The 18691-nt window shown below is 33.7% G+C and carries 16 protein-coding genes; 9 read left to right on the top strand and 7 right to left on the bottom strand.

Going from position 1 to position 18691, the window contains the following annotated elements; genetic code table 11:
- Positions 1-33 precede the first annotated feature (33 nt).
- Positions 34-1080: an NAD(P)-dependent alcohol dehydrogenase gene (locus AC5YC8_RS06590; protein WP_496163978.1), complete on the bottom strand. Its 1047-nt coding sequence runs from the start codon at positions 1078-1080 to the stop codon at positions 34-36.
- Between the two features lie 215 nt (positions 1081-1295).
- Here AC5YC8_RS06590 and AC5YC8_RS06585 point away from each other — a divergent pair, with 215 nt between their 5' ends.
- Complete coding sequence (locus tag AC5YC8_RS06585) at positions 1296-1736, top strand: DUF2147 domain-containing protein (RefSeq protein WP_496163977.1); 441 nt, start codon at positions 1296-1298, stop codon at positions 1734-1736.
- Between the two features lie 58 nt (positions 1737-1794).
- Here AC5YC8_RS06585 and AC5YC8_RS06580 read toward each other — a convergent pair whose 3' ends face one another.
- The 3 genes from AC5YC8_RS06580 to cysK form a co-directional block, all read right to left on the bottom strand.
- Positions 1795-2685 carry a DMT family transporter gene (locus AC5YC8_RS06580; RefSeq protein WP_496163976.1) on the bottom strand — a complete coding sequence of 297 codons (891 nt, stop codon included), beginning with the start codon at positions 2683-2685 and terminating at the stop codon, positions 1795-1797.
- A gap of 107 nt (positions 2686-2792) precedes the next feature.
- Positions 2793-3686 (bottom strand): LysR family transcriptional regulator, encoded by an 894-nt coding sequence (locus AC5YC8_RS06575; protein WP_496117942.1) that lies wholly within the window; start codon positions 3684-3686, stop codon positions 2793-2795.
- A 176-nt stretch (positions 3687-3862) separates the two neighbouring features.
- Positions 3863-4858, bottom strand: coding sequence for a cysteine synthase A (gene cysK, locus AC5YC8_RS06570; RefSeq protein ID WP_496117943.1), 996 nt, complete (start codon positions 4856-4858; stop codon positions 3863-3865).
- A 372-nt stretch (positions 4859-5230) separates the two neighbouring features.
- Here cysK and plsB point away from each other — a divergent pair, with 372 nt between their 5' ends.
- From plsB to AC5YC8_RS06540, 6 genes are all read left to right on the top strand, one after another.
- A complete protein-coding gene (gene plsB, locus AC5YC8_RS06565) occupies positions 5231-7726 on the top strand; it encodes a glycerol-3-phosphate 1-O-acyltransferase PlsB (RefSeq protein WP_496163975.1) in 2496 nt (831 codons plus the stop codon).
- A gap of 165 nt (positions 7727-7891) precedes the next feature.
- Positions 7892-8197 (top strand): ArsR/SmtB family transcription factor, encoded by a 306-nt coding sequence (locus AC5YC8_RS06560; protein WP_496118043.1) that lies wholly within the window; start codon positions 7892-7894, stop codon positions 8195-8197.
- A gap of 101 nt (positions 8198-8298) precedes the next feature.
- Positions 8299-10029 carry a SulP family inorganic anion transporter gene (locus AC5YC8_RS06555; RefSeq protein ID WP_496117946.1) on the top strand — a complete coding sequence of 577 codons (1731 nt, stop codon included), beginning with the start codon at positions 8299-8301 and terminating at the stop codon, positions 10027-10029.
- A 209-nt stretch (positions 10030-10238) separates the two neighbouring features.
- Entirely contained in the window at positions 10239-11432 is a 1194-nt protein-coding gene (gene sstT / locus AC5YC8_RS06550) for a serine/threonine transporter SstT (protein WP_496117948.1), read from the top strand.
- A 31-nt stretch (positions 11433-11463) separates the two neighbouring features.
- A complete protein-coding gene (locus AC5YC8_RS06545) occupies positions 11464-12135 on the top strand; it encodes a YoaK family protein (protein WP_496117950.1) in 672 nt (223 codons plus the stop codon).
- A gap of 14 nt (positions 12136-12149) precedes the next feature.
- Positions 12150-12686, top strand: coding sequence for a DUF2058 domain-containing protein (locus AC5YC8_RS06540; RefSeq protein WP_496117952.1), 537 nt, complete (start codon positions 12150-12152; stop codon positions 12684-12686).
- A gap of 39 nt (positions 12687-12725) precedes the next feature.
- Here the strand turns inward: AC5YC8_RS06540 and AC5YC8_RS06535 are convergent, their stop codons facing one another.
- Positions 12726-13166: a hypothetical protein gene (locus AC5YC8_RS06535; protein ID WP_496163974.1), complete on the bottom strand. Its 441-nt coding sequence runs from the start codon at positions 13164-13166 to the stop codon at positions 12726-12728.
- A gap of 229 nt (positions 13167-13395) precedes the next feature.
- Here AC5YC8_RS06535 and AC5YC8_RS06530 point away from each other — a divergent pair, with 229 nt between their 5' ends.
- Both AC5YC8_RS06530 and gcvH read left to right on the top strand, forming a co-directional pair.
- The gene (locus AC5YC8_RS06530; RefSeq protein ID WP_496163973.1) at positions 13396-15219 is read left to right on the top strand and encodes an ABC transporter ATP-binding protein; all 1824 of its coding nucleotides are present in this window, start codon (positions 13396-13398) and stop codon (positions 15217-15219) included.
- Between the two features lie 264 nt (positions 15220-15483).
- On the top strand, positions 15484-15858 hold the full coding sequence (gene gcvH, locus AC5YC8_RS06525; RefSeq protein WP_496117957.1) for a glycine cleavage system protein GcvH: 375 nt from the start codon (positions 15484-15486) through the stop codon (positions 15856-15858).
- Positions 15859-15939: 81 nt separating this feature from the next.
- Here the strand turns inward: gcvH and AC5YC8_RS06520 are convergent, their stop codons facing one another.
- Both AC5YC8_RS06520 and AC5YC8_RS06515 read right to left on the bottom strand, forming a co-directional pair.
- Positions 15940-17100, bottom strand: a complete 1161-nt coding sequence (locus AC5YC8_RS06520; protein ID WP_496117959.1) for a PilT/PilU family type 4a pilus ATPase — start codon at positions 17098-17100, stop codon at positions 15940-15942.
- Between the two features lie 237 nt (positions 17101-17337).
- Positions 17338-18393 carry a 3-deoxy-7-phosphoheptulonate synthase gene (locus tag AC5YC8_RS06515; RefSeq protein WP_496163972.1) on the bottom strand — a complete coding sequence of 352 codons (1056 nt, stop codon included), beginning with the start codon at positions 18391-18393 and terminating at the stop codon, positions 17338-17340.
- Positions 18394-18691: the final 298 nt, after the last annotated feature.

The following is an 18691-nucleotide window of genomic DNA, read 5'->3' as shown; positions in this document are numbered from 1 at the left end:
AATATTAATAAATTATTGAATTAAAATAATTTATTAATTAAAACTTTTAACATCAATCACAAATCTATATTTAACGTCACTTTTTAACATACGTTCGTATGCATCATTAATACTTTGCATATCAATCATTTCAATATCTGAAACAATATTATGCTTACCACAAAAATCAAGTAATTCTTGTGTTTCCGCAATACCACCAATAACAGAACCAGCCACAGCTTTACGTCCCATAATTAATGGAATGGTATTTGTACTAATTTCACCTAAATATCCAACTAAAACGATAGTTCCATTTAAAGATAGTGTTGGGATATAAGGTTTTAAATCATGGTTATAAGGCACAGTATCAATAATTAAATCAAATTGATTACGTACTTCTTTCATCTGATTTTTATCGGTTGAAAGAACAACATGATGTGCGCCTAAAATTTTCGCATCTTTTTCTTTATCGGCAGATCTAGTAAATAATGTAACTTCTGCACCTAAAGCATGCGCCAATTTAATTGCCATATGTCCTAAGCCACCCAAACCAACAACGGCAACTTTAGAACCCGAACCAATATTCCAATGACGTAATGGCGACCATGTCGTAATACCTGCACATAATAATGGCGGCACAGCTTTAGTATCTAAGGTTTCAGGAACTTTGAGTACAAATGCTTCGCTACAGACTATTGTTTTTGAATATCCACCATACGTTGTACGCCCATCATGACGGTCAATACTGGCATAAGTGCCTGTATTTCCATTTTCACAATATTGCTCTAAGCCTGCATCACAAGATGAACATGTACGGCAAGAATCCACCATACATCCTATACCAACTAAATCGCCTACTTTAAATTTAGTCGCCTTTGCACCTAATGCTGTAACCCGACCTACAATCTCATGACCAGGTACAATAGGATAAGTACTAAATCCCCAATCATTGCGTGCTTGATGCAGGTCAGAATGGCAAACACCACAATATTCAATATCTATAACGACATCATCTTCACGCGGATCACGGCGCTCAAATGTATAAGGTGCGAGTGGACTAGATGAAGTTTGTGCTGCATATCCTAAGACTTGTATTGGCATAGGTATTCTCCAGAATTTTTAATCTTCTAAAATGGCTATAAATAAAAATACACTCGATTTATATATACCAATATCACATGAAAAAGGGATTGTGTAAGATAAAACGTAAATTAAAAATTCATTTCAAAAAAACTACTTATTTAAGCTTCTATAGCACATACTTTATGTGTATTTTGTATACACAATAGCTTTCTCAAATGGATTGGGATTTTTAAATGATTAAAATATTTTTAGGATTAATAAGCATATTTATCTTGTCTAATATAACAAATGCAGCAGATCCACTTCATGGAACTAAATGGAAAACTGTTGATGATAAACTTCAGAAATCGGTTTCTATTGTTCAATTTAATGAAAGTTCAAATGGCATACTCTCTGCAAAAATTATTCAAATTTTAGTGCCTGAAGATGTTGCTAAGTGCGTAACATGTGTTGGCTTATTTCAGAATAAACCTCTTCAAGGTGCCCAAATTGTTACGGGTTTAAAAAATAAAGGTAACAACAGATATGAAGATGGAAAAATTATAGACCCTAAAAACGGTAAAACTTATAGCTTTAATGCACAGTTAGCACCAGATGGAAAAACCTTAACAGGTCGTGGTTATATTGGTATTTCAGCACTAGGTCGTGACCAAACTTGGTTACGCGTTAATTAAATCATTCATTATTATGCTCATAAAAAAGTCTCATATTTGAGGCTTTTTTTACATGGTTTTATGCCCAAATAACAAGCATTGCAGCAACAACAACCCATAAAAGCCCCCAATGATCTGTAGAGACTAATTTTTCTTTAAATAAATAAACAGAAATAAGTAAGCTAAATAAAATTTCAATTTGTCCCAATGTTGTAACTATCGCAACAGATTGCACACTCATAGCGGTAAACCATCCTAAAGATGCAATACAACTACTAAAACTGATTTTAAAAACTAGACCTATACGATCCCACATTGCCCATAACGTTGAGCGCTTAAAAATCATTAAAAAGACAAGAAGTACGGCGCATTGTATACCTGTAATTGTAAATAAAATCCAAGCTGCACGGTGTAACACAGGTAACATATCAAGTTGTAAGCTGGCTTGGCGTACCAATAAAGATGTGATCGCAAAGCACAAACCACTACCTGTGCCAATAATGAGCGTACTCCAAGAGAATTTAGTGCTTTGAATACCTCCTTTGCTTAATAAAAAGATAGCAAAAGCACCTAAAAATACACCTAGCCAAGCCAATAAACTTAAATGCTCACCCAGTAAAATCACACCAATAATTGCAGCAAGAATAGCCTCACTTTTAGCTAATCCAACACCAATGGCATAATTTTTTTGACGAAATAGTCGAACTAATAAAATAGTCGCTAAAATTTGGCTCATTGCTGCAATAAAAACAAATATCCAAAATTTTGCATGAAAACTTACATGTGCCGTGACTGTTTGTTCTGTATAAAGAAAATTTAAATATAAACCTGCAATTGGAAATGCAAAAATAAATCGTGCAAGTGTTACGCCATAGCCATCTACTGAAGTGCTCAACTGTTTTTGAAAAGCATTACGCCATGCCTGCATAAATGCAGCCATTAATGTGAAGAGAATCCAGCTGATCGCCATGAAAGATGACTTATCCTATAAATTCAGGCAAATGTACTCCTTTCACATTGTCATTTCTAATAGATATTTTGGTTAAAAACTTAAATGTTTAGAAGTTGTTCATCTGATTATTTTACTAAAATATCATGGAACATTTTACGGAGCCATTGGTGGCTTGTTTTATGATGACATGACATATGCCAATATTGTTTTACTGCGTATGTAGGAAAAGAAATTGGCGCATTAAAAATTTGTAAATTACCACGCGATAAAAGCACTTCGCTCAAATAATAAGGCACAGTGGCTATAGCATCCGTTTCTTGTACAACTAACCCCACACCTAAATAACTTGGCAATCGCATTAAAATATTACGTTTCAAATCTAAATTTAAAAGTTCATTTTCAATATGGTAGTGCCCAATACCTGCATCAATATCAATATGCGACTCTTTTAAATATTGTGCTGTTGTAATATCAACATCTTTTAGTCTTGGATGGTTTTTTGATGCAATCACGACATAATATTGTTCAAATAGCTTTTGCTGATAAAAGCCATTTTCTAAATGTGGTAAGAACCCTAGTGCAAGATCAATTTCACCATTGGCCATTTGATATGTTGTTTCAGTTGTGATTGGACGTACATTTAAGCGAATATTCGGTGCATACTGTTTCAAATATTGTGAAATTTTAGGTAATAACACCAAATGTGAAACATCAGTCATAGCTAAAGTAAATTGCTGTTGAGAGGTTGTTTCATCAAAAGCAACATTAAAATTATTAATCGTTTCAACTTTATTGAGTGCTTCACTAATGAGTGGGAACAACTGCTTAGAAAGTTCAGTTGGCACCATTTCATTACCAATACGTAAAAATAAAGGGTCGTTATAGTGTTGACGTATACGGTTTAGAATATTACTTACTGTAGGTTGATTCATACCTAAATGTTCAGCAGCAACAGACACACTCTTATGCTTATAAACATATAAGAATATATTGAGCACCTTACAATCGAGTTCAAACACTTAAGCCAATTCCTTTTTTTTTATAACAACACAGACCTATATCATCTGCTTTTTAGCGTTATTTTCAATGTGAAAAATATACAATTTACTTTTTATTTTAATCTTATACTTATAAAAAAGTAAGAACCTATACAAGATAAGTTCTTACTTATAGTTAAAACAGCTTATTTGTAGAATTAATCGGCTGAAATATCTTCAAAAAGAACAGAAGATAAATAGCGTTCACCAGCATCAGGTAGAATCACAACAATAGTTTTTCCTGCATTTTCAGGACGTGCAGCCAATTTTGCAGCAGCAGCCAAAGCCGCACCACTTGAAATACCTACAAACAAACCTTCAGAAGTTGCAGATTTACGCGCAAAGTCAATTGCTTCAGCACTTTCAATGGCAATCACTTCATCTACTAAGTCTAAATCTAGGTTTTTAGGAATGAAGTTTGCACCAATACCTTGAATTTTATGAGGACCAGGTGTTAAGTCTTGTCCTTTTTTCGCTTGACCAATAATTGGAGATTCTGCAGGTTCAACAGCAACAGAATAAAGTGCCTGTCCTTTTACTTTTTCAAAGTAGCGTGAAATACCTGTAATCGTTCCACCTGTACCTACACCTGCCACAAGAATATCTACTTTACCTTGTGTTGCTGCCCAAATTTCAGGACCTGTTGTTTCTTCATGAATTTGTGGGTTTGCAGGGTTTGCAAACTGTTGTGGCAAGAAGTATAGCTCAGGATTTTCAGCAACAAGACGTTCAGCTTCTTCTACCGCACCTTTCATACCTTTAGCAGGTTCTGTAAGAACTAAATTTGCACCTAAAGCTTTTAATACTTTACGACGTTCAACACTCATACTTGCTGGCATTGTTAATGTAATGTCGTAGCCTTTTGCTGCGGCAACAAAAGCCAAAGCAATACCCGTGTTTCCACTTGTTGGTTCTACAATATGCATACCCGCTTTAAGAACACCACGTTTTTCAGCATCTGCAATCAGTGCTGCACCAACACGATCTTTTACGGAAAATGCAGGATTTCTACTTTCAATTTTTGCTAAAACAGTTGCACCATTTGCTAAGCGATTAATACGAACTAACGGCGTGTTACCAATCGCTTCTGCGTTATTGCTATAAACTGCAATTCCAAGATTATCGGGAGTTGTGAATGCTGAATCTGTTGTCATTTTAAATTCCTATATCATTATTGAATCTATAAGATGAAATTATCATACATCTTTATGAATATAGAAGCTTAAAATTTATCTCATAATAGTTACAAGAAAATGTGATTAACTTTCAACTAAATATGAATAAGACTTCGATTTTTTATGCTATTAAAATTGAAATACCGCTATAAAAACCCAATATAAGGTTAAACTTATGTAGTTATATCAAGATGATAATTAAATTTTTTCTTAAAGCCTTTTAAAATCGTATCTTTATCTATTCACCACATGTATGTGTCATTTATAGATATAAGAAAAATAAGTAAAAAAGCTTCATGTGAATTTAATGCGATATAACTATCTACGTAGTCATAATATTTAGGAAACACAATGTCTAACACGCGCTATAGTAAGATTTATCGCAATCTAACAAAAAAAATTCTAGATAAAATTGTGACGCCTCAAGTATTAGGGAATACTGCCGAGCTTGAACAAAATGTTGCACAAAGCTCAGATAAAACAAAAATTTGTTATGTGATTGAAGATCCTTCTGTTAGCAACACTGTACTTATAGACAAAGAAGCTCTAGAGCGAGGGTTACCTTCTTTATTCTCTCCATTAGAAATTGCAAAACTGAATGAATCCGATTCAATTCTAGCGTTAAACGAAACAGAACAAACAGATGAAAATTATCACTATTCAGCAAAACTTATACGCTTAATAGAAACTTTAGAAAAAAATACAGAATACGATATTCAACTTATCCCCGTGACTGTATTGTGGGGGCGCGCACCTGAATATGAAAATTCATGGTTTAAAGCACTATTTGCAGATGCTTGGGCAAAACCTAACAAACTAAAACAAACCATTAATATTTCTTTATATGGGCGCGATAACTATATCGAGTTTCATAAAGCACTTTCTTTGCGCGAACTCATTGAAAAAGCAAAAACTGAACACCCCAACTTCTCTCCTGCTCATTTAATTGTTCAAGAGCTAGATGAAAATTTTAATAAACATAAAGAAGCCATTTTAGGTCCAGACTTGTCTGACCGCCGTAATCTAATTAATAAACTAATGAAAACGGAAGCTGTACAAACAGCAATTCGTAAAGAAAGTATTGATAAAAAAGTCAGTATGTTTGAAGCAGAAAACCGAGCAAAAGGTTATTTAACCGAAATTGTCTCCGATTTTTCATATTCAACATTACGTTTTGCTGAGCTTGCATTAACTAAACTTTGGACGCAACTTTATGATGGCATTGAAGTTCATAACTTCGATACTGTACGTGAACTTGCGAAAGACTATGAAATTGTCTACACACCTTGTCATCGTAGTCATATCGACTATTTACTCTTGTCTTATGTGATTTTTAACCGTGGTTTAATGGTTCCACATATTGCAGCAGGTATTAATTTAAATTTACCTGTTGTTGGGCAAATTATGCGTGGTGGTGGCGCTTATTTTATTCGCCGTACATTCAGTGGTAATGCACTTTATTCATCAGTGTTTAAAGAGTATTTACATAGCCTTTTATTACGTAACACTCCTCTTGAGTACTTTATTGAAGGTGGTCGCTCACGTACAGGTTTATTGCTACCACCTAAAAAAGGCATGTTGGCAATGACTATTGAAAGTCATTTACGCGGTTCAACTAAACCTATTGCTTTTATACCTACGTATTTTGGTTATGAAAAGCTTATGGAAGGCACTTCTTATTTAAATGAACTGAATGGAAAACCTAAAGAAGCAGAATCTTTATGGGGGATTTTAAATTCAGCTCGTAAAATTGAAAAAGTGTTTGGACAAGTTTATGTGAACTTCGGAGAACCTATTCTTCTAAATGACGTATTGAAAGACAATAATGCTGAAGAAATCAAACTCAAATTAAACGATGAACTACCTGAGGCTGTAGCCCAAACAGTTGATCAGACAGCAAATGAAATTTTAGAGAATATCAATAAAGCAGTTGTTATTAATCCTATTTCTATTATTTCATTAATTTTGCTGAATACAGAAAATCATACGCTTTCTCAAAACAAATTAAGTCAACAAATTGGTCTATTCAGAGATTTGTTGAAGTCCTTAAAATATGATGCACGTATGATTATTACAGACTTATCTGATGATGAAATTATTGAATATGCACATAAATTAAAGCAAGTCGAAATATATACGGAAAATAATGAAACACTTGTTCGTGTTACAGAAAGCCAAAAAATTCTACTGAGTTATTTTAGTAATAACATTTTACACTGCTTTATTTTACCGTCACTTATTTGCGCCTTAATCCAGTCAGATATAGATTCAACAAACATAATTAAACATCGCATCACTCAACTTTATCCATTCTTCAAAGAGGAGTTTTTCTTAAAGTGGGATGAAAGTGAATTAGATCGTGAAATTGATAAAATATTACAAAAACTCTCTGAGCTAAATGCGATTCACATTCAAGATGGAAAAATAAAGCCATCTTCAAGTGATACGCACAATATTGTAATGACATTGGCAGCACTTTCTGAATTAAGCTTGAATAATATGGTTCTTATTTCTCAACTCATTCCGAAATATAGCTCAAATATTGATTTGGATTTAAAAACTTTAGAGAAAATGGCTAAATCTGCATTAAAAAACTTATCAACTCATGAAGATTTTAAGTCTGGTTATTATTTTGATAGCGCAACATTACGTAGCTTTGTAAATGCCTTAAAACAGCATCAATTACTTATCTCGAGCCATCCTATTATTCGACCGATTGCTGAATTTGAAATAAAAACTTCAAACTACTTTTCTTGGTACAACCCTCAACTCACAGAACTCATTTATATATCCAATCAGTTTTCAGACAAAGAGTTAAAACAGTTTAAAGAGGCCACTAAAAAATAAGTTTCCATATAATATTATTTACTATTTTTTAATAAAGCTATCACATTTACTTATAAATAAAATTTGTAAGTATATAATAAATACCCATTAAAAATTAGACTAAATGCCCATGAATAAAGGGTTCTAGCATCATATACTAGAATCCTTTATTTCATGGGAATAGTGATGAACAGCGGGTTAAAGATTCATTCTATACAGAACTCTTCCGAGATTTTAGTCGGTGTTTTAAAAGCCATTGCGAATACAGATCGCCTTCTCATTTTATGTCATATTTCTAAAGCAGAACTTAATGTTTCTCAAATTGAGCTTGTGACAAAGATCAACCAACCCACCTTATCTCAACAGCTTATGGTTTTAAGAAAAAGTAATGCGGTACAAACCCGTAGAGAAGGTAAACAGATTTTTTATAGTATAAAAGATCATAAAATCGTGGAATTATTGAAAAACCTCGATCACTTATATTGCGCTTAAGTTATTTATTTTTCTCAATAAAAAAAGCTAAGAAAATCTTTCAAAGATTTCTTAGCTTTTTTTGTGCATAATATATATTAATTTGTGATTTAAAAAAAATTATGCGAAATATCAAGTCTACACTTCTTGAAAAAATACCTGCTTGGTCATGGTTGCGTCATTACAATCAAGATGCCTTTAAGTCGGACTTGTTATCTTCACTCATTGTCATTGCAATGTTAGTACCACAGGGAATGGCTTATGCCATGCTTGCGGGTCTACCGCCCGTTATGGGGCTTTATGCCAGTATTGCTCCAATGATCATTTATGCCATGGTTGGTAGTAGCCCAACCTTGTCCATTGGTCCTGTCGCAATTATTTCAATGATGACTTTTGCCACTCTAAATCCATTATTTGAAGTTGGTTCTCCAGTCTATATTCAAGCAGCATGCCTCCTTGCTTTGCTTGTTGGTATTATCTCTTTATTTCTAGGTTTGTTTCGATTCGGTTTTTTAATTCAGTTAATTAGCCACCCTGTAATCAAAAGTTTTATTATTGCATCTGCACTTTTAATTGCCTTGGGGCAACTTAAATTCCTATTTAATGTTCCGTTAAATGCAAACAACATTCCTGAATTTCTGAGCAGTCTTTTCAATTACTACTCTTATATTCATATACAAAGCCTTGTCTTTGGTACATGTGCAATCTTATTTTTAATCTTTGTACCGAAAGTTTTTAATCTTCAAACAGTGCGTAAGTTTTTTAGTTCTTCAAAATTTTTATCACGTGCTGTTCCTTTATTTTTGGTTGTTCTCTCTATTGCTTTGGTTTATTTCCTAAACTTGCAAAATTATGGCATTAAAACGGTCGGAGTTATTCCTTCAGGTTTTCCCCCATTAAATATGCCCTATTGGACATGGGATTTAGTTCTAAAACTACTTCCAGGTGCGGCAATGATTGCAATGATCAGCTTTATCGAGTCATTGGCTATTGCTCAAGCAACAGCATTACAACAACGTAGCCAGCTTAATAGTAATCAAGAATTAATTGCTTTAGGTTTTGCAAATATTGGAGCAGGTATAACATCTTCATTTCCTGTAACAGGTAGTTTGTCTAGAACGGTTGTCAATGCCGATGCAGGTGCAAAAACATCAATGGCCGGTGTGTTTTCATCTTTATTTATTATTGTTGTGAGTTTATATTTTACGGGCTTTTTTAGTGATTTACCTTTAGCTGTTCTTGCCGCGACAATTATCGTATCAATTTGGAAACTGGTTGAATTCAAACCTTTTTTTGAAACATGGAAATACTCCAAAGCCGATGGTATTGCAATGTGGGTAACTTTCTTTGGTGTAATTTGTATTGATATTTCAACCGGTCTTATTATTGGGATTATTTCAACATTTATTTTAATGCTATGGCGTATTAGCCGTCCCCATATTGCTGTAATTGGTTTAATTGAAGGTACACATCACTTTAGAAATATCCAAAGATATGATGTGGTAACAAACCCGCATATCTTATCTATACGTGTAGATGAAAATTTAACTTTTTTAAATGCAAATGCACTTAAAGGCTTTCTAATTAATGAAGTAAGTAAAAATCACAATTTAAAACATGTTGTTTTGAATTGCTCAAGTATTAGTTCTATCGACTTAAGTGCATTAGAAATGCTAGAAGACTTAAATCTAGAATTGGCAAAACTCAACATTTGCTTAAATCTATCCGAAATCAAAGGACCTGTTATGGATAAATTAGAAAACTCTAAGCTTTTAACATATTTGAAGGGACAAGTTTTCCTGACTCACTATAAAGCAATGCAAGTACTTTCCAAGGATGTAAATATCGAGTAAATTACTGCTCATAAAAAAAGCTTTATTTTTTTAATAGAGTAAAAAATGGTGTTATATTTTTTTAAATATGATGTAAAACAATAAAATTTGACTGTAAAAATAAGAGCTTATATTTTATATCGAAATTTTTTTTTAGCTAAATCTATTTTCGGTATAAAATACGCAACTAATTTTATATATGTCCTCGTAGTTTCTGACAAGGCCCCCTTATGTTTTCTGCTTTTACGCGATTAAGTTTAGTACAAAGAATTATTCTAGCCATTATTCTTGGTGTTGCCGTTGCAATCGTTTTCCCAACTTCTGCACATTATTTAAGTCTACTTGGTGATTTATTCATTAAAGCACTTAAATCGGTTGCCCCGATTTTAGTATTTGTTTTGGTTTTAGCATCTATTGCAAACTTTAAAATCGGAAGCAGTAACGCTTACATTAAGCCAATTATGGTTATGTATGCTGTTGGTATGTTCTTGGCTGCATTAAGTGCAGTTATTGTGAGTATTCTATTCCCAAGTGAATTATTCTTAAAAGTTGCTGCAACAGATATGGCACCTCCAGGGAGCTTGGCTGAAATTTTAAAGAACCTTCTTTTGAGTTTTGTAGCAAACCCTGTAACAGCAATTAGTGAAGCGAACTTTATTGGTATTTTAGCTTGGGCTGTTGCTCTAGGTATTGCTTTTCGCCATGCCTCAGATCCAACAAAAACAATGCTTAAAGATGCTGCCGATGCTGTAAACCGCGTTATTCGCTTAGTAATTTCATTTGCACCTGTAGGTATTTTTGGTTTAGTTGCTGTAACGTTTGCAGATGCAGGTTTAAAAACATTATCAAATTATGTACATCTTCTTGCTGTATTAATTGGAACTATGTTCTTTGTTGCATTGGTCATTAACCCTTTTATGGTTGCGATTATGACTCGATCTAATCCGTACCCATTGGTTTTTCAATGCTTACGTGAAAGTGGTATTACTGCTTTCTTTACACGTAGCTCTGCTGCAAACATTCCTGTAAACTTAGATTTAGCAAAACGTTTAGGTGTTCCAGAATCTACTGCGAGTGTTGCAATTCCTTTAGGTGCTGCAATTAACATGGCTGGGGCATCTGTAACAATTACGGTTCTAACATTAGCAACAGTAAATACTTTAGGTATTTCTGTAGACTTTACAACAATGCTAATTTTATCTGTTGTTGCAACTGTTTCTGCTTGTGGTGCTTCGGGCGTTGCTGGTGGATCATTACTTCTTATTCCTGTTGCTTGTGGCTTATTTGGAATTAGTACAGATATCGCAATGCAAGTTGTTGCAGTAGGTATGGTCATTAGTGTGTTACAAGACTCAACTGAAACTGCACTAAACTCTTCGACTGACGTATTATTTACAGCAGCTGTAGATCGTGGTTTAAGATAAGCTATTAAAAAGCTAACTTAATTAGAGAGCTATGCCATTTCAAACTTTGCCATATTGGCTACAATTTGGGACTTTTTTTCTAGCGATTAATGCAGGAATGGTGAATGTACTTGGTCTTGTGACTGTGCTTCACCAATCTATTTCACATATGACAGGCAATGTCAGTATGTTCGCTTTAGCCCTTCTTGATTGGAATTTCGCACAGCTTTTCTATTTATTCTTAATTATTGTTTGTTATGTAATAGGCTCATTTTATAGTGGGCTTATTTTAGCAAATAGCTATTTCAGCTTAAGTCGCCGTTATGGTTTACCACTAAGCCTAGTCGCATTATTTATTTTTTTCTGTTGGGCAGTTTTACCCTACTACCCTCAATATGCGCTATTGTGGGCAAGCGTAGCGATGGGTATGCAAAATGCAATGATTAGCCATTATAAAGGCACAATCATTCGTACTACCCACCTATCTGGCGTACTTACAGATTTAGGTCTAGTTTTAGGCTACTTCCTTCGTGGTTTAGATGTTGATAAAAAGCGTATTACGCTACATTTATTCATTCTCATTGGTTTTTTAATTGGCGGGATTCTCGCAGCAGCGATTTATCCACGATTAAAATTAGATGCTTTCCTTGTACCTGCATGCTTAAGTTTTATTTTAAGCATCATTTACTGGGGCGTTTATTTCCGTTATCGACATAAATTATAGGTTCTTAATTTCTCATGGTTAAAAATGCACTTCAAGCTCAACTACTTAAAGCAGGTTTAGTCGATAATAAAAAAGCTAAAAAGCTATCTAAACAAGCTGTACATGCAAAACGTACAGGTGAAAGCACAGATGTAGAAATCAAAGCTAAAATTGAACAAGATAAACAAGCAAAATTTGCAAAAGATCAAGCAATTGAATTAGAGAAAAAAGCCGCGTTGCAAGAAAAAGAATTACATGCCGCGATTGTTCAAATGATTAAGCAGCACAAAATCCGTGATACAGATGGTGATGTTGTTTATCAATTTATTGATGAAAGTAAGATTAAAAAAGTATATATCAACCAGCAAATTTATAATGCTTTGGTTACAGGTAGCCTTGTCATTGCTAAAGATGGTGAAAGTTATGCATTTTTACCCAAAGCACTTGCAGATCGTATCAATAGCAAATTAGAAGGTTTTATCATTGTAAATAATTCTGAAACAAACGAAGCAACAACCGATGAAGAAGACCCGTATGCTGCTTATGTTATTCCAGATGATTTAATGTGGTAATAAGTTTGCTCTAAATTTAGGGCAAACTCATTCAAAAAATTAATCAAAATCTATTGTAAAACCTGCACTATTTGATTTTTGCCCAGGGATCATGAAATTAGTATTACTATTTCTTTGGGCATCATATTCTTTTTTTGTGATCTCTCCTCGTTTAAGTGCGTTATTTAATGTTTGCGCTCTTTGAGAGTTAACTTCCTGATTTAAACCTACAATATCATTTTGACCAATATAATATTGTGCACGGTCATAAGCGCTCATATTAACTGTTGAAGAAGCATCCCAATTGGGTGTGGGCGTCGGTACTTCATTTTTTTTAGCTAGCTCAAAAAAATCAACTTTCTCTTTAGATGAATTGGTATCTGGCATTGTATTCTGATGATCTTTCTGAATAAAAAGCTTACTTTTAACATTTGTATCCGCATAAACTACGGATGTAATAGCCAATACATTTATCACAAAAAATGAAATTATAGTTTTCATAAATATCTCTCATTGGGAATAAAACTTAATTTTTATTGTTAGTAATTCTAAATAATTTATATTTTTTTATTGTTACATTCATGTGTACACAATAAATTTCACATGAAATGCTAGATATTCCCCCATCCCATAGTTGCTATTGTTTTCATGCTAAAATGACATTCATAAACTTAGATCATGTTTTCTAATAGCATGATTTACAAGATTCCATAACTAAGTGAGTTTAAATATGTTGAAGTGGTTTGAAAAACTATTGAATCCTTATCCAAATGAAGGACTTAATAAGCCACTTCCCACAAAGTTTTTCCCTTTTGTCTGGCAGGCATCTAAAGGTGTACGTCCTTATTTATTTATATTAATTATTTGTACTGCTGGCGCTGCCAGTTTTGAAGCTTTATTTTATGCAAAAATTGGCGACTTAGTGAATTGGCTAAGTAAAAGTCAGCCGGATACCTTTCTTGCTAATCATCAAGCTAATTTAACTATTTTAACCTTTATTTTATTTGCCAATATATTCTTTGCAAATTTCCAATCAATTATTAAACATCAAATTTTATATAGTACTTTTCCAATGCGTTTACGCTGGAAATTTCACAATTTACTTCTGCAACAAAGTTTAGATTTTTTTCATAATGATTTTGCTGGGCGGTTGTCCTCAAAAGTTATGCAAACTGCATTAGCAGTACGTGAGTTCTGGGTTATTTTGGGCGATATACTTGCCTATGTATTTATCTATTTCTTCACCATGATGATTGTTTTAGGTTCAATCTCACCGTTATTAATTGTGCCACTTTTAGTTTGGTTTACACTTTTCATTTGTGCTGCACTTTATTTTATTCCACGATTAAGCAAAGTTTCACATGCACAAGCAGATGCTCGAGCAGTCATGACTGGTCGTGTAACAGATGCCTATACAAATATTCAAACTGTCAAACTTTTCGCGCATGCTGGACGTGAAAGTCAGTATGCAAAAGCCTCTATGAAAGAGTTCATGGTTACGGTTTATAAGCAAATGCGTTTAGGCACAATGTATGAAATAAGCATTAACTTACTCAGTATTGTTTTATATGTTGGTGTACTTGGAACTGCTATTTGGCTTTGGACAATTGGTAAAGCTGAATTAGGTGTTATTGCTGCTGCAACGGCAATGATCCTAAAATTAAATAGTATTGCTGAGTTTATTATGTGGCAAACATCTGCATTATTTGAAAATGTCGGGACGATTCAAGATGGTATGAAAACACTTGGTCGCCCTATTAGCATTCAAGATAAAGAAAATGCTCATGAACTTAACATTAAAAATGGTGAAATTAGCTTTGAAAATATCACTTTTGCATATAACGATAAAAATGTGATTGATCACCTTAATTTAACCATTAAACCTGGTGAAAAAATTGGAATTGTAGGACGTTCAGGTGCAGGTAAATCCACACTTATTCAACTTCTTCTTCGCTTTTACACATTAAATGAAGGCAAAATTCTAATCGATAGTCAAAATATTGAAGATGTAACTCAAGATACATTAAGAAAAAATATTGCCCTTGTAACGCAAGATACTTCTTTATTGCATCGAACTGTTTCTGAAAATATTAAATATGGTCGTCCAAATGCAACAGATGAAGAAATGTTTGAAGCTGTACGTAAAGCAAAAGCTGAAGAATTTATTCCACATTTAACTGACTTGCGTGGCAAAAAAGGTTATGACGCTTATGTAGGAGAACGTGGTGTTAAACTTTCAGGTGGTCAGCGTCAACGTATTGCCATTGCTCGAGTATTTCTAAAAGATGCGCCTATTCTTATCTTAGATGAAGCAACAAGCGCATTAGATTCTGAGGTTGAAGCTGCTATTCAAAGTAGCTTAGATGAATTAATGAAAGGTAAAACAGTTATCGCAATTGCACATCGTCTTTCAACAATTGCACAAATGGATCGCTTAATTGTACTTGATCAAGGTCATATTGTTGAACAAGGTACACATGATGAATTAGTGGCTCTAAATGGAATTTACGCTCAACTTTGGCAACGTCAAACAGGTGGCTTTATTCTTGAATAAAAATACCCTCTATATAAAATAATAGAGGGAAATTTATAGAGATCATTCATCTAAAATAGAGTATGAATATAGTCTTTTAGCACTCAAGTCGAATGAGCACGACATCTTGCATAAGCTTATACTGTATTTTCAATAAATTATAGAAGTGGATGAAGTCTAAGCAATTGATCTATATCTCTTTACCAATTCATCTTTTGTTTTGTTGTAAAAACATGTATAAATCATAGCACATGTTATTTTGCCGTCTTTTAAGGAGTTACCACAATGAATCACCCTGCTGAATTAAAATATGCGACTACGCATGAATGGGTTCGTATTGAAGGTGATCTTGTTGTTACTGGTATCTCAGACCATGCACAAGATGCATTAGGCGATTTAGTTTATGTTGAAGCACCTGAAGTAGGTCAGCATATTACTGCGGGTGAACAAGCAGGTGTAGTGGAATCTGTAAAAACTGCTTCAGATATTCACGCACCTATTTCAGGTACAGTTGTAGAAGTGAATGCTGACTTAGAAGATGATCCCGATTTTGTAAATGATGCACCATATAGCAAAGGTTGGATTTATAAAATCAAACCTGACAATATTGCAGATATTGAAAACTTACTTTCTGCTGAACAATATGAAGCTGGCTTATAATTAAAATATAAGTGAATACTCAATAAAAAGGCATCTATTTAGATGCCTTTTTTATTCAAATACTACTTAAAATTATAAAAATTAAGCATCATCAGATTTATTCATTGTGAATGATGAGGATTCTGCAGGAATAGCTGAATCTTGACGTGTAGATTTCAATTTAATCTGTAGGCGTAATTCATTCAATGAATCTGCATTACGTAATGCTTCTTCATATGATATTTCGCCATAGTTATATAAATCGAATAGCGCTTGGTCAAAGGTTTGCATACCCAATTCACGTGAACGAGACATCACTTCTTTTAATTCATGGAAATTGCCTTTATGAATTAAATCTGAAACTAATGGCGTATTCAGCATAATTTCAACAGCAGCTCGACGTCCCTTACCATCCTGAGTTCGGATTAAACGCTGCGAAATAATGCCTTTTAAATTACTTGATAAATCCATAAGCAATTGATTACGGCGTTCTTCTGGGAAGAAGTTAATAATACGGTCAAGTGTTTGGTTGGCGTTATTTGAGTGAAGTGTACCTAAACATAAATGCCCTGTTTCCGCGAAAGCAATTGCATGTTCCATGGTTTCTGTATCACGAATCTCACCAATTAAAATTACATCTGGCGCTTGGCGTAATGTATTTTTTAAAGCATTGTGCCAAGAGTGGCAATCTACACCTACTTCACGATGCGTAATCATCGATTTTTTATGCTTATGTACATACTCAACAGGATCTTCTACAGTAATAATATGCCCTGCCGAATTTTCATTTCGATAGTCAATCATTGCAGCTAAAGATGTAGATTTACCTGAACCAGTACCACCTACCACCAAGACCAAACCGCGCTTTTCCATAATTACGCTTTTTAAGGTTTCAGGAAGCTTTAGTTTTTCAAAATTTGGAATTTCTGCGGTAATAGTACGAATTACCATACCAACATTAAGTTGCTGTTGAAAAATATTTACACGAAAACGAGAAACATTGGGAATACTAATCGCAAAATTACACTCAAGCTCAGATTCGAACTCTGCTCGCTGACGTTCATTCATTAAACTGTAAGCAAATAACTTTGTTTTTTCCGCCGTTAACTCTTGCTGACCAAATGCTTTCATTAAACCTTGATGTTTAATGCTAGGTGGGAAATCTGCGGTAATAAATAAATCAGATCCACCATACTCAACAACTTTTGTGAGCATATGAAACATAAATTTACGCGCTTCGTCGAGCAATTCTGTGGTGTACATTAAGTAGTTTCACTTTAAAATATATGAAGTATTTTTAAATATTGCCTTAATAAACAACATTTTAACTTTTATCTAAAATCATATTCTTATAATTTTCATCATGTTACAATATGCTATTAATTGAATTAACTCACATTTATTCATATAAATGATAATTATTTTATATTTTGCATTGTTTTTTATCTTAAAATTAAAAAAACCTCTAAATTTTAGAGGTTTTTTTGGACAAACAATAATTTAAGCACTTAATTTAATTTCATTACATCTTAAATTTTCAGCAACCTCGTTTAAAAGTTGTGCTGTTTTTTCCCAGCCTAAGCAACCATCTGTAACCGATTGTCCATAAGTCATATCACATGAAATTTTTTGATTACCATCAACTAAATGACTTTCAAGCATTACACCACGTACATTGCTTTGTAATCTTTCCGCTACAATTGTTTTTAACACGTCAGGTTGATTTAACGGATTTTTAGCACTATTACCATGGCTACAATCAATAACTAATGCGGGTAATTCACCTTTTGCTTTTTGTTTGATTTTTTCAATTTCAGCAAGTGTGAAGTTAACGCCTGTATTTGAACCACGTAAAATTAAATGTGCATGTGGGTTACCTTTAGATTCAATTAATGAAGGTAATCCAGATTGACTCATGCCTAAAAATTGATGTTCATTTGATGCAGATTGAATGGCATCTAATGCAATTTGAATTGAACCATCTGTACCATTTTTGAAACCAATGCTAAATGGCATGTGACTTGAAATTTCACGGTGAATTTGTGACTCACTTGTTCTTGCACCAATTGCACCCCAAGCCAATAAATCATCAAAATATGCTGTTGCCATTGGACTTAATATCTCTGAGGCAATAGGTAGCCCCATCTCAATAAGCTGCAAATATAGTTGACGAGATTTTTCTAAGCCCAATTGCATATTTGCAGATCCATCTAAGTTTGGATCGTATAAAAAGCCTTTCCATCCCACAGTGGTACGTGGTTTTTCAATATATGCACGCATAACAAGGAAAATTTGATCAGATACTTGTGCTTGTAATTCTAATAGTTTTTCAGCATATTCAAGCACTGCAATAGGATCATGAATTGAACATGGTCCTGTAATTACCATTAAGCGTTTATCTTTCCCATCTAAGATGTTTTGCACAGTTTGACGATGTTCTAAAATTTGCTGCGCTAATTTTGCAGATAGTGGTAAAGCAGCCTTTAGCGCTGTTGGTAAACTTAAAGTCGTTTCTTTCTTTATTTCTTTTTCTAATGTCGTTACTAAAGCATTCATTCTTCATTCCTTTGGACTGCATTTTTCAGTCCGATCATTTATTTGAGCATATTGGGTCTTGTGGATTGCGTCATAAGTTGACTAAAGTAAAACCAATAAGAGTTGCTAAAATATGACAAAGTAAATGTATTCATTAAAATTCTCCAAAATATAAATCAAAAGATATAAAAAAACCCGATTGGGTTGCCCCAATCAGGTATAAACTTGTGGGCAACCTATTTTGTTAGCCCAAACGCGTTCAGGCAATTATCTAAATTGCCAAAAATAATAAGTTGCGTTTGAAATTACAGGTTGCTTT

The sequence above is a fragment of the Acinetobacter sp. FY731 genome, from assembly GCF_059515905.1.
This window is presented reverse-complemented; position numbering and strand designations above follow the sequence as displayed.